The sequence below is a fragment of the Thermomonas sp. genome (genome assembly GCF_023953935.1).
Lineage (GTDB): Bacteria > Pseudomonadota > Gammaproteobacteria > Xanthomonadales > Xanthomonadaceae > Thermomonas.
The window spans coordinates 450,656-463,665 of the sequence record NZ_JAMLIW010000001.1 but is presented as its reverse complement, the minus strand read 5'-3'; the positions used below and the strand labels follow the sequence as shown (position 1 = coordinate 463,665).

The following is a 13,010-nucleotide window of genomic DNA, read 5'->3' as shown; positions in this document are numbered from 1 at the left end:
GTGTCACAGGTCCGGTGTGCAGCCGGGCCCAACGGGGGCCGCGGGCAATGGCGGAGGATCGGGTGTCGCAAGCGCTGGATCAGGATCTGGTGGCGCGCGTGCAGCGCGGCGACTCGGCCGCGTTCGATCTGCTCGTGCGCAAGTACCAGAATCGGGTGGCGGCGCTGATCTCGCGCTACGTGCGCGACTGGGCCGAAGTGCAGGATGTCACCCAGGACACCTTCATCCGCGCCTACCGTGCGATCGGTGGCTTCCGCGGTGATGCGCTGTTTTCGACCTGGCTGCACCGGATTGCAGTGAATACGGCCAAGAACCATCTGGCGGCCAGCAGCCGGCGGCCGCCGACCGATGCGATCGAGCTGGAGGATGCCGAACAGTTCGAATCCGGCCTGCGCCTGCGCGACAACGACACCCCCGAGCGCGAACTGATGCGTCAGCAGCTGGAACAAACCGTGCTGGCCGCGGTCGAAGAGTTGCCGCAGGACCTGCGTGATGCGATCACCCTTCGTGAAGTCGAGGGATTGAGCTACGAAGAGATCGCGCAGCGCATGGACTGCCCGATCGGAACGGTGCGCTCGCGCATCTTCCGCGCACGCGACGCGATCGACGCCCGCATGCGGCCCCTGCTGGACCACGACGAACTGCCCAAGCGTTCCCGCGCATGAATCACGATACCGACCGCCATTGCAATGATCTCACCCAACTGTGCAGCCGCGAACAACTGTCCGCGCTGATGGATGGGGCCTTGCCGGAAGACCAGACCCGCTTCCTGTTGCGTCGCCTGCAACACGATGCGGCGCTGGCCGGCTGCTGGGGGCGCTGGCGCACCGCAGCCGATGCCATGCGCGGAATCGCGCCGGGGCGTTGCCTGCCGGCGGATTTCGCCAGTCGGGTGGCGATCGCGATCCAGGAAGATGCCCCATTGGATGCGGCGGCGCGGGCATCGGCGCGCGCCTCGCAGCGCCGGCGCTGGGGCGGCGGTGCCGCATTGGCAGCGGCGCTGGCGACGCTGGCGATCCTCGGCCTGCCCACCGGTGAATCCGGTGCACCGCATTCCGCGCCCGCCGTCGCCGTTCGCGACGCGGAGCCTGCCGTGCCCGCGCATCCGGCCGGCGCCCCCGCGCCGCAGCAGCCATCCTCATCCGACACCCTGCCGCCGGCGGCTTTTGAAGCCGCGGCCAGTCTTGCCGCCGCCACTTCCGCAACCCGCGCCAACCGACGCAAGACGCAGGGTGAAGGCGCCGGATTGGAAGCAATCGCGCCTGCGCGTGCGAACCGGGCTGTGGCAATGGAGTTCGCCGTTGCCGCACCGCCGGCTGCCGAGATTTCCGCGCGACCTTGGCCGCGCTCGGTGCTTCCCCAGTACGGCACTGCCGGCCTGACCGTGGGTCTGGGCGAGTTGCCGGCGCGTAGCGCCGATGCCGACAGCTTCCGCGCTTCGTCCACGTTTGCCCAGCCGCCCAGGTTGCTGAAGGTGACAGAGCCCGCCGCGGAGCCGTCGGTCCAACCGCAGGATCAATCCGACTCCGCCGCCGAGGACAAGGCCAAGACGGTGGTTCCGGCCGGCGTCCAGCCTTGAAGCATCCCACTTCGTCGCCTTGGGCGCCTGCCCTCGTCGCGATCTCCGCAATTCCCAGATCCCGCAATCCCGAGGAGTCATCCCCCATGCGTGAGCACACCCAATCCGCGCTGCGTCCCCTGGCCCTTGCGGTGGCGCTGGCCGTCGCCGGCATCGGCGCCTGCAGCGGCCAGACCAGCGCCAATGCGCAAACCCCGCCGGCGGCCGTGGCCAACGCACCAACGGCAACGCCGCCGCCGCAGCTGGTTCCCGGATTGCCGGACTTCACCGCGCTGGTCGCGCAGGTCGGCCCGGCGGTGGTGAGCGTGCAGGCCGAGGTGGGCGGCGCGCCGCGCGCCGAACGCACCCGCCAGCAGCAGCCGGGCCAGCGCAGTTCCCCCAACGGCCAGCGCATCGAGGGGGAGGACGGTGGCGATGAGGGAATGGAAGGCGTGCCGGAAATCTTCCGCCGTTTCTTCGGCCCCGGCATGGAGCCCGGCCAGCCGAGCGAGCGCCCGCGCGGCACCTCGCTGGGCACCGGCTTCATCATTTCCAGCGACGGGTACGTGCTGACCAATCGCCACGTCATCGATGGCGCCGACAGCGTGCGCATCCGCCTTGCCGATCGCCGCGAGCTCACCGCGCGGATCGTGGGCAGCGACGAGCAGTCCGACATCGCCCTGCTCAAGGTGGACGCCAAGGATCTGCCGACCGTGCGGATCGGGCAGTCATCCGGGCTCAAGCCCGGGCAGTGGGTGGTGGCGATCGGCTCGCCGTTCGGCTTCGACCATTCGGTGACGGCCGGCATCGTCAGCGCGGTCGGGCGTGCCAATCCGTATTCCGACCAGCGCTACGTGCCTTTCATCCAGACCGACGTGGCGATCAACCGCGGCAATTCCGGCGGCCCGCTGCTGGATACCCGTGGCCAGGTGGTCGGCATCAATTCGCAGATCTTCAGCAATTCCGGCGGCTACATGGGCGTGAGCTTTGCCATTCCGATCGACACGGCGATGAACGCGGTCAACCAGCTCAAGGCCACCGGGCGGGTGGTGCGCGGCCAGCTCGGGATCCAGATCCAGCCGATCAGCCGCGATGCCGCCCGGGCGCTGGGCCTGGGCGACAACCCGGCGGGCGCGCTGGTGGCTGGCGTCGAGCCGGACAGCGCCGCCGCCCGCGCCGGCGTCCAGCGCCAGGACGTGGTGCGCAGCGTCAACGGCCAGCCGGTCTATGACGCCAGCGACCTGCCGCCGATCATCGGCGCGATGGCGCCGGGTGCGCGGGTTTCGCTGGAAGTCGTGCGCGAAGGCAAACCGATGACGCTCACGGCCACCCTCGGGGCGCTGGGCGGCGAGACGGCGGCCGCGGGTGATCGCGATGCGCCCTCCAACCGTTCCGCGCCTGCGGCCGCGCCGGGCAACCGCTTTGGCATCCTCAGCCGGGAGTTGGACACCGCCCAGCGCAGTCGGCTGGGCCTGCAGCCGGGCGAGGGTGTGCTGGTGGCCGGCGTCGAAGGCCGTTCGGCGCGCGCCGCCGGCCTGCGGCCGGGCGACGTGATCCTGGCGGTCGGGCGCACCGATGTCGGCAGCCCGCGTGCGCTGGACGAACAGCTGCGCAACGCCTCCAGCGCCAAGCCGGTGATGCTGCTGGTCCAGCGCAACGGTGCCAGCCAGTACCTGGCGGTGGATCAGGAGCAGGGCTGATTCGATTGTGCGCGGCGGCGCGACCGGTGGGGCCGGGCTGTCGGGGGGCGGCCCCCGCCATGCAGTCGGATTGCGCCGCTGTGCGATAATCGCCGGCTTGACTCCGCACAGGCTGCCGCATCCACGGCCGCATCGAAACGCCGCCATGCAGCACGACCCGATGCGGTTCATCCGCAACTTCTCCATCATCGCCCACGTCGACCACGGCAAGTCGACCCTGGCCGACCGCATCATCCAGATCTGTGGTGGCCTGACCGCGCGCGAGATGGAATCGCAGGTGCTCGACAACAACCCGATCGAGCGCGAGCGCGGCATCACCATCAAGGCGCAGTCGGTCTCCTTGCCGTACACCGCGCGCGACGGCGTGACCTACTACCTGAACTTCATCGACACCCCCGGCCACGTCGACTTCAGCTACGAGGTCAGCCGTTCGCTGGCCGCCTGCGAAGGCGCGCTGCTGGTGGTGGATGCCGCCCAGGGCGTGGAAGCGCAATCGGTCGCCAATTGCTACACCGCGGTGGAGCAGGGGCTGGAAGTGGTGCCGGTGCTCAACAAGATTGACCTGCCCACCGCCGACATCGACAAGGTGAAGGAAGAAATCGAGGCCGTGATCGGCATCGATGCCAGTGATGCAGTCGCCATTTCCGCCAAGACCGGTCTCAACGTGGAGGAAGTGCTGGAAGCCATCGTCCAGCGCATCCCGCCGCCTGCGCCGCGCGACACCGACAAGCTGCAGGCGCTGATCATCGATTCCTGGTTCGACAACTACCTCGGCGTGGTGTCGCTGGTGCGGGTGATGCAAGGCGAGCTCAAGCCCGGTGCCAAGATGCTGGTGATGAGCACCGGCCGCACCCACCAGGTGGATGCGGTGGGCGTGTTCACGCCCAAGCGCAAGGTGATGCCGGCGCTCAAAGCCGGCGAAGTGGGCTGGATCACCGCCAGCATCAAGGACGTGCACGGCGCGCCGGTGGGCGACACGCTGACCCTGGCCGGTGACCCCGCGCCGCATCCGCTGCCCGGCTTCCAGGAAATGCAGCCGCGCGTGTTCGCCGGCCTGTTCCCGGTCGATGCCGAGGATTTTCCTGACCTGCGCGAAGCGCTGGACAAGCTGCGCCTGAACGATGCCGCGCTGCGCTTCGAACCGGAGTCGTCCGAGGCGATGGGCTTCGGTTTCCGCTGCGGCTTCCTCGGCATGCTGCACATGGAAATCGTGCAGGAGCGGCTGGAGCGCGAATACAACCTCAATCTCGTCACCACCGCGCCGACCGTCGTCTATGAAGTGCTCAAGACCGACGGCAGCATCGTCGACATGGACAACCCGGCCAAGCTGCCGCCGGTCAACCAGGTCGAGGAAGTGCGCGAGCCGATCATCCGCGCCAACATCCTCACCCCGCCCGATTATGTCGGCGGCATCATCAAGCTGTGCGAAGACAAGCGCGGCGTGCAGGTGGGCATCACCTACATGGCGAGCCAGGTGCAGATCAGCTACGAGCTGCCGATGGCCGAGGTGGTGCTGGATTTCTTCGACAAGCTCAAATCCGCCAGCCGAGGCTATGCCTCGCTGGACTACCACTTCCTGCGCTTCGACGCCGGCCCGTTCGTGCGCGTGGATACCCTGATCAACGGCGATCGCGTCGATGCACTGTCGATCATCGTGCATCGCAGCCACGCCGACCGCCGCGGGCGCGAGCTGTGCGAGAAGATGAAGGAACTGATCCCGCGGCAGATGTTCGACGTCGCGATCCAGGCCGCGATCGGCGGCCAGATCATCGCCCGCACCACGGTCAAGGCGCTGCGCAAGAACGTGCTGGCCAAGTGCTATGGCGGCGACGCCACCCGCAAGAAGAAGTTGCTGGAGAAACAGAAGGAAGGCAAGAAGCGGATGAAGATGGTGGGTCGCGTCGAGATCCCGCAGGAAGCCTTCCTCGCCGTGCTGCAAGTAGACGACAAGTAGGAGCGCACCGAAGGGGCGCGATGATATGTGGCATGTCGCACCCCTGCGGTGTGCTCCCACAGGGAATTGGACGTCCGCCGCAGGGGCGTGATGAGGTATGCAGGCGCGCACCGAAGGGGCGCGATGATATGTGTGGCAGCTCGCACCCCTTCGGCGTGCTCCCACAGGGGATTGAGCGCAACGCAGAGGCACCGCAAGGCTATCTGGAGACAAACGCATGATGGTGTGGTTCGAAACGATCCTGGTGCTGGCGACCCTCCTGACCGGACTGATCTGGTTGATCGACAGGCTGTTCTTCGCCAAGCGCCGGCTGGCCGAGGCGATCGGGGAGGAGCCACCCAAGGACCCGCCGCTGGTCGACTACTCCAAGGCCTTCTTCCCGGTGCTGGCGCTGGTGCTGGGTCTGCGCAGCTTCGTCGCCGAGCCGTTCCGGATCCCCTCCGGCTCGATGATGCCGACCCTGCTGGTCGGCGATTTCATCCTCGTCAACAAGTTTTCCTACGGCCTGCGGCTGCCGATCAACAACCACAAGTTCCTGTCCATCGGCGAGCCGAAGCGTGGCGAGGTCGTGGTGTTCCGGCCGCCGGGCCACCCGCGTGAGGACTGGATCAAGCGCGTGATCGGCCTGCCCGGGGACGTGATTTCCTACCGTGAGCACAAGGTCAGCATCAACGGGCGCGAGCTGCCGTATCGGGTGGACGGCATCTATACCGGCGTGGGCCAGGGTAGCGTCGAAACCGGCGACACCCTGCTGACCGAGCAGCTTCCCGGTCATCCGCACCACGTGCTGGAGCGGGTGGACAGCATCGGCGAGGGTTCCTGGACGGTGCCGGAAGGGCAGTATTTCGTGATGGGCGACAATCGCGGCAACAGCGAGGACAGCCGTTTCTGGGGCTTCCTGCCGGAGGCCAACCTGCGCGGCAAGGCCATGATCATCTGGCTGAACGTGGATTTCAGTGCCCAGCGCAAGGTCGACTGGTCGCGGATCGGCGCCCGCATCCCCTGATCCTGGCCGGGGCGGGGCGCGCCGGGTTTTGCCTGATTGGCCCGGAAACGTGCACAATCGCCCACATGCTCGACCCCGGCAGCCGGGGAGGCAATTGACGGAGGGTTCACCCATGAGGCGAATGCAGAGCGGTTTGTCGATGTCGGGGTTTTTGATGACCCTGTGCCTGGTGATCTTTTTTCTCTACTGCGGGATGAAGATCGTTCCGATGTACATCGAATTCTATTCGGTCAAATCGGCGCTCAAGGGCATTGCTTCGTCCAGTGATCAGGCAACGGCTTCAAAGGACCAGATCCGGGTCTTTTTCGATCGCCGCCTGAACATGAGCTATGCCGAATATGTGCGGTCGCAGAAGGGCGCGCTCAAATTCGAACGAAACGACAACGGCAGGATGATGGTGGTGGATTACGAGCGGCGTGAACCGCTGTTCCTGAATCTTGACATCGTCGGCAAATTCCACGCCGAACAGCTGCTGCCGGGTGGCAGTGGCGCGGAGTGATCCGCTGCGTGAAGCATTCGCCGGGTATCGATTTTCGGATCCGGCGCTGCTTGCGCAGGCGCTGACCCACCGCAGTGCCGGCAGCCCGCACAACGAGCGGCTCGAATTCCTCGGCGATTCGCTGGTCAATCACTTCATGGCCGATGCGCTGTACCGGCACTGGCCCAAGGCCGATGAGGGCGCGCTGACCCGGGCGCGCGCCGAGCTGGTGCGCGAGTCGGCGCTGGCCGGGATTGCCCGGATGCTGCAGTTGGGGGATCTGCTGGTGCTCGGACCGGGCGAAATGAAGTCCGGTGGTCGGCACCGGGATTCGATCCTCGCCGATGCGGTCGAGGCGATGGTTGCGGCGATTTTCCTCGATGCCGGATTCGAGGCCTGTCGGGCGGCGGTGTTGCCCTGGTTCGCGCCGCTGCTGGCGGCGCTGCCGCCGCCGAACAAAGTGGGCAAGGATGCCAAGACCCGCCTGCAGGAATGGCTGCAGGCGCGCCAGCAGCCGCTGCCGGCCTATACCCTGCTGGAAGAACGCGGCGAAGATCACGCGCGGGTGTTCCGCGTCAGCTGCACCCTGGCCCAGCCCGGGATTCTCACCTACGGCGAAGGCAGTTCGAGGCGAGCGGCGGAACAACAGGCGGCTGAAGCCGCCCTCAAGGACATCGAAGCATGAGCAACTCCCCGCGCAGCGGCGCGGTCGCGGTCATCGGCCGCCCCAACGTCGGCAAGTCCACCCTGGTCAATGCGCTGGTCGGCGCCAAGATCAGTATCACCTCGAACCGTCCGCAGACCACCCGCCACCGGCTGCTGGGCATCGCCACGTTTCCGGGCGGCCAGCTGCAGCTGGTCGACACGCCCGGCATCCACGGCGAGCAGGGCAAGCGCTCCGGCAAGGCCATGCACCGGATGATGAACCGGGCGGCGCGCGGCGCGCTGGAGGGCGTGGATGCGGCGCTGCTGGTGATCGAGGCCGGGCGCTGGGACGACGAGGATGCGCTGGCGTTCGACGCCCTGCGCAGCGCCGGGCTGCCGGTGGTGCTGGCGGTCAATCAAGTGGACAAGGCAAAGGACAAGGCGGCGCTGCTGCCGTTTCTGGCCGAGGTGACGCGGGATCGGGCATTCGTTGCCGTGCACCCGGTTTCGGCACTCAAGCGCATTGGTCTTGATGACCTGGTGAAGACCCTGCTGGGGCTGATGCCCGAAGGCGAGCCTGCTTTCGGGGTGGACGAGATCACCGACAAGAGCCAGCGTTTTCTGGCCGGCGAGCTGCTGCGCGAACAGCTGATGCGCCAGCTTGGTGCCGAGCTGCCTTATGCCACCACGGTCGAGGTGGAAAAGTTCGAGGAAGAACCATCACCCAAGTCCGGGGTGCTGTATCGAATCGACGCGGTGATCTGGGTCGAACGCGATGGCCAGAAGGCGATCGTGATCGGCAAGGGCGGCGAACGCCTGCGCGAAATCGGCCGCCGCGCCCGTGAGCAGATGGAGCGGCTGTTCGACGCCAAGGTGTTCCTGCAGACCTGGGTACGCGTGCGAGCGGGCTGGAGCGATGACGAGGCCGCGCTGCGCACGCTGGGATATCGCGACTGAGCCGAGGTCTGGAAGTCTTGCTTAATAGGCTACGTATTCAGTTTTGAAGGGTTTATTCGGTTCTGGCTCTCGGGCGCGTTTGCATTTAACATTACCTTCACATACTCCTTCTTCGGGGGTAACTCCATGGCGGAAGTCCACTTCGTTCATCAAGTGCGTCACGGATTCAATTCAACAGCACCACTTCAGCAGTAACACATCCAAAATGGAGATTAGGCGTCACATGAACGACATTCGGAACGTCACGCGCACGAACGCTCACACCCGCACCATCAAGCAGTCAGCCATGGCCCGCGCCGTGCGCTCGGTGCTGGCCGCCTCGGCGCTGACCCTGGCGCTGGGCGCCACCAGCGGCACCGCCGCGGCCGCCACGCACAAGGTGCCGGTGGCGCATGCGCTGCTGCTGCAACGCGCGGCGATCGATTTTGCGGCGGTGCAGGATCTGTCGCTGGTGCCGCAGCAGCAGGGCGTGGTGGCAACGGTCAATCCGTCCGCGATTCCGCCGGTCGTCCAGCCGGGTGACATCGTGATCAACAACCCCGATGGCAGCCCGATTACCGACAGCGGCGCCTGGTCGATCAATATTCAGGCCATCAGCACTGGCCCGTCCGGCACCCAGCCGGGCGATGTCACCATCACCAACGGTGCGGGGTCGAATCTGACCGCCAATTCCACCTCGGGCAGTGCGTACAACATTTTCGCCGATGCCTACGCGGATCTGAGCATCACCAACGTCTCGGATCTCACCACCGTTAATACCGGCGCTGGCTGGGCCGTCGGCATCGTCGGCAAGGCGGCCAACGGTTCAATCACGGTCGACAACGACGGTGATATCAGTGCCACTGCGGTCAACTGGGCGTACGGGATGCACCTGAACAGTGGTGCCGGCGGCGTCACGGTCACCAACGATGGCGACATCACGGCTACCAGCAGTAGCTTGGTCGCCATGGGGATCAAGTCGAAGAGCGATGGCGACACCTTCATCACCAATACCGGTGATATCACGGTGAACGGGTTGACCCTCGGGGCCGGTCTGTATGCGCTAGGCACGGGTGACGTCTCCATCGAAAACCACGGCGCGATCGATGCGTTCAGCCTGTTTGGGCCAGCGGTAGGGCTGAATGCCGTGTCCTATGCGGGTGCCACGACGATCACCAACGATGCGACGATCAGCACGAACGCCTTCAGTTACACCCAAGGTATCTACGCCTATGCCGACGGCGCGGTCAGCGTCACCAACAGCGGCGCGATCGATACCTACGCATTTGGCGGCGTCTCGCAAGGCATCTTTGCCTACTCGGTCGCGGCCACGGTCGTCATCGACAACAGCGGTGACATCGATTCCTACAGCCTCGGCGGCGACGCCACCGCGATCCACGGCTACAGCCTGCTTGACGAGGTGACGATCACCAACTCCGGCGCGCTGAGCGCGGAGACTGGCGCGGCCGGCAGCGCGCTGGGCATTTACGCCTCGGCGGCCACCGACGCGACGGTGGACAACAGCGGCGCGATCACCGTCAACTCGCTGGGCGGCGGTCTGGTTGAAGGCATCTTCGCCTACGGCACCGACGTCAGCGTGACCAACTCGGGCGCGATCACCGCCACCAGCAACACCGGCGGCATGTTCGGCGGCGGCATCCAGGTCTACGGCGTGGACAGCGCCGCGATCGACAACAGCGGCGCCATCAACGTCAGCGTCAACGGCGTCGGTGGCGAAGCCATCGGCCTGTACGCGGTGGTCAACACCCTCGCCGGCACCGTGGATGTCACCAACAGCGGCGCCATCACCGTGACGGCCGACAACGCCTTCGGCGTCGACACGCTCAATGGTCTGCTTGGCGCTGTCGGCACCGTGAACGTCACCAACTCGGGCGCCATCACCGCGACCGGCTATTACTATTCCTACGGCGTCCGCGCCGCTGGCTACGGCGACGTCACCGTCACCAACACCGCCACCGGCAGCATCGACAGCACGGCCTACTACCAGGGTCTGGGCATTCTGGCGAACTCGGCGGACGGCGATGCCATCGTCACCAACGCCGGCACCATCGACGCCACCAGCACTTACCTTGGCATCGGCGCTTACTACGCGATCGGCATCGACGCCTTTGCCGCGGCGGGCAACGCCACGGTGAGCAACAGCGGCGCGATCACCGCCACCTCGGCCAACAACTACGCGAAGGCCATCTGGGCGCAGGCCGCCGGCGACGTCGCGGTGACCAACAGCGGCACCGTGCTTGCAACGGGGTATTACAGCCACGGCGTGGATGCGTACTCCGTGATGGGCAACGTCACCGTGGGCAACTCCGGCGGCATCACCGCGCACAGCGATGCGGGCCGCGCGTACGGCATCGCGGCCTACGCGGGCGTGGGCGACGTCACCGTGACCAATGCGGCGAGCGGCGACATCCTGGCCGAATCGGGCGGCAAGTATGCGTTCGGCATCTTCGCCAATGCGCCGACGGGGACGACGACCGTCACCAACGCCGGCGACATCACGGCGACGAGCTTCCCGGCATCGACGGCGCCGCTGTACGGCGACAAGGCCTACGGCATCGTGGCGCTGGGCGATACGGTGGTGGTCGACAACAGCGGCACCATCACCGCTGACGGTGGCGCCAAGTACGGCAACGGCATCTTCGCCAGTTCGACCGGCGCCGGCGGCACCACCGTGACCAGCAGCGGCGACATCACGGCGAGCTCCTACTTCGTTTCCTACGGCATCGACGCGCGTTCGGCCGGCGGCGACACCACGGTGAGCAACGGCGGCAACATCGCGGTCTCGGCCTACAACTACGCCTACGGCGTCAACGCCTACTCGGCCGTTGGCGACGTGGTGGTGAACAACAGCGGCGACATCACGGCGACGATGGACGTGCTTGGCACCTTCGCGGCGGCGGTCAAGATGGAAGCCCCGCTGGGCACCAGCACGCTGAACAACGCGGCCGGCGGCACCATCCAGGCGTTCGGTCCGGACGGTCAGGCTTGGGCGGTGTACGGCTCGAACGTGATCAACACCATCAACAACAGCGGCACGATCACCGGCGCGATCAATCTGTTCGACGGCGACGATGCGTTCTACAACAACGCGACCGGCGTGTGGGATGCCAGCGGCACCTACACCAGCGACTTCGGTCTGGGCAATGACTACCTGCGCAACGCGGGCGATGTCATCGTCAGCCAGGCGGCGATCGGCTTCGGCGACGGCGATGACACGTTCCTCACCGTGGCCGGCGGCGAAGTTCACCTGAACACGGGCACGATCGCCATGGGTGCGGGCATCAATGCGTTCGTGAACGGCGGCACGGTGTTCGCCAACGGCCTGTTCAACTACATCGATGCGGGCGTGAACGGCACGGTGACCAACAACGGCACCATCGACATGGTGGACAACCACGTGAACGACGCCCTGACCGTGGGTCCGGTGCTGGGCGGCGTGGGTTCGCTGAACATCGACGTGAACCAGGTGGCGCTGACGGCGGACAGCCTGTACGTGATCGGTGACATGACGGCAAACGCGGTGCAGACGGTGAACGTGAACTTCCCGATGTTCCCGATCACCCAGCACATGACGATCCCGTTTGCGTGGATCACCGGCAACTCGGTGGCGAGCAACTTCGCCCCGGGCACCCTGCTGAACTACAACTACCCGCTGAACTTCATCGACGTGGACCTGACGATCAGCAGCGCGATCGACGCCACCAACACGGTGGATGACGTGTTCTCGATCAATCTGGACGTGAACGGCCTGAACGACACCGGTTCGATCGCGGCGCTGACGGCGCAGGGTGCGGCGAACTTCATGAACGCGCAGGTGGGCACGTTCCGCCAGCGTCTGGGCGTGAACCCGTACGGCGACGCGGGCAAGGTGATGAGCGCGTACGTGCGCTACTACACCGAGACCGGCGACGTGAACCCGGGCCACAACGCGCACAACTTCGGCCAGGGCGGGAACTTCGACTACCGTCAGGCGAGCTGGGGCACCGAGGTGGGCGTGAACGCGAACCTGTGGAGCAACCTGCACGCGGGCGTGGTGCTGGGCAACGCGGACTCGCGCCAGCGTCTGGACAACCCGGGCGTGGGCACCAACCGGATGGACGGCATGACCTTCGGCATGTACCTGACCTGGTATGTGCCCAATGGCTGGTACGTGGACCTGACGGCGCGGAAGATGGCGGCGGACGTGTACTCGACCTCGGTCGGCGGCGTCCTGCAGTCGCGCGTGCACACCAACGCGGTGAGCCTGGAAGGCGGCTACGAGTTCAAGGTGGGCAACATCAACATCGTGCCGCAGATCCAGTACACCTGGACGCAGGTGGATGAGATCGACGCCTACCATGGCCAGTATGCGAATCTGGTGCTGGGCGGCGGTCACTACAACCGCGGTCGGGTGGGCGTGGACTTCAACACGCAGATCGAGAGCGGTGACTTCCGCTGGACGCCGTACGGCTCGCTGAACTGGGTGCACAACTCGCGCGGTGCGAGCGAGTACACCATTGGCGGGGTGTTCCACGGTGACACGTGGGTGAACGGCAGCGCGTTCATGGCCGAGTTTGGCGTGGGCGTGGAGCGCGGCGGGTTCGGCTTCACGATCGGCGGCAACTGGACCGACGGTGGCAGCTACGACAGCGTGCTGGGCGGCCAGGCCTCGTTCCGCTACTCCTGGTAATCCAACCGTTCCATCGCAATGCAGAAAGGCCCGGCAATGCCGG

9 protein-coding genes are annotated in these 13,010 nt (G+C 66.2%); all 9 read left to right on the top strand.

Going from position 1 to position 13,010, the window contains the following annotated elements:
* Positions 1 to 47 precede the first annotated feature (47 nt).
* The 9 genes from rpoE (at position 48) to M9902_RS02025 (ending at position 12,967) form a co-directional block, all read left to right on the top strand.
* Positions 48 to 665, top strand: a complete 618-nt coding sequence (rpoE, locus tag M9902_RS02065) for an RNA polymerase sigma factor RpoE (RefSeq protein WP_297171077.1) — start codon at positions 48 to 50, stop codon at positions 663 to 665.
* Positions 662 to 1,579 (top strand): sigma-E factor negative regulatory protein, encoded by a 918-nt coding sequence (locus M9902_RS02060; protein WP_297220835.1) that lies wholly within the window; start codon positions 662 to 664, stop codon positions 1,577 to 1,579. The genes rpoE and M9902_RS02060 overlap by 4 nt, the downstream gene beginning before the upstream one ends.
* A gap of 86 nt (positions 1,580 to 1,665) precedes the next feature.
* Complete coding sequence (locus M9902_RS02055; protein ID WP_297220833.1) at positions 1,666 to 3,258, top strand: Do family serine endopeptidase; 1,593 nt, start codon at positions 1,666 to 1,668, stop codon at positions 3,256 to 3,258.
* A 160-nt stretch (positions 3,259 to 3,418) separates the two neighbouring features.
* Entirely contained in the window at positions 3,419 to 5,212 is a 1,794-nt protein-coding gene (lepA, locus tag M9902_RS02050; protein WP_297221015.1) for a translation elongation factor 4, read from the top strand.
* A gap of 220 nt (positions 5,213 to 5,432) precedes the next feature.
* Positions 5,433 to 6,218 carry a signal peptidase I gene (gene lepB / locus M9902_RS02045; protein ID WP_297171113.1) on the top strand — a complete coding sequence of 262 codons (786 nt, stop codon included), beginning with the start codon at positions 5,433 to 5,435 and terminating at the stop codon, positions 6,216 to 6,218.
* Between the two features lie 112 nt (positions 6,219 to 6,330).
* Positions 6,331 to 6,717, top strand: coding sequence for a DUF4845 domain-containing protein (locus tag M9902_RS02040; RefSeq protein WP_297171071.1), 387 nt, complete (start codon positions 6,331 to 6,333; stop codon positions 6,715 to 6,717).
* On the top strand, positions 6,704 to 7,381 hold the full coding sequence (gene rnc, locus M9902_RS02035; protein WP_297171069.1) for a ribonuclease III: 678 nt from the start codon (positions 6,704 to 6,706) through the stop codon (positions 7,379 to 7,381). The genes M9902_RS02040 and rnc overlap by 14 nt, the downstream gene beginning before the upstream one ends.
* Positions 7,378 to 8,298 (top strand): GTPase Era, encoded by a 921-nt coding sequence (era, locus tag M9902_RS02030; protein WP_297171067.1) that lies wholly within the window; start codon positions 7,378 to 7,380, stop codon positions 8,296 to 8,298. The genes rnc and era overlap by 4 nt, the downstream gene beginning before the upstream one ends.
* Positions 8,299 to 8,521: 223 nt before the next feature.
* Positions 8,522 to 12,967, top strand: coding sequence for a hypothetical protein (locus M9902_RS02025; RefSeq protein ID WP_297220830.1), 4,446 nt, complete (start codon positions 8,522 to 8,524; stop codon positions 12,965 to 12,967).
* Positions 12,968 to 13,010 lie beyond the last annotated feature (43 nt).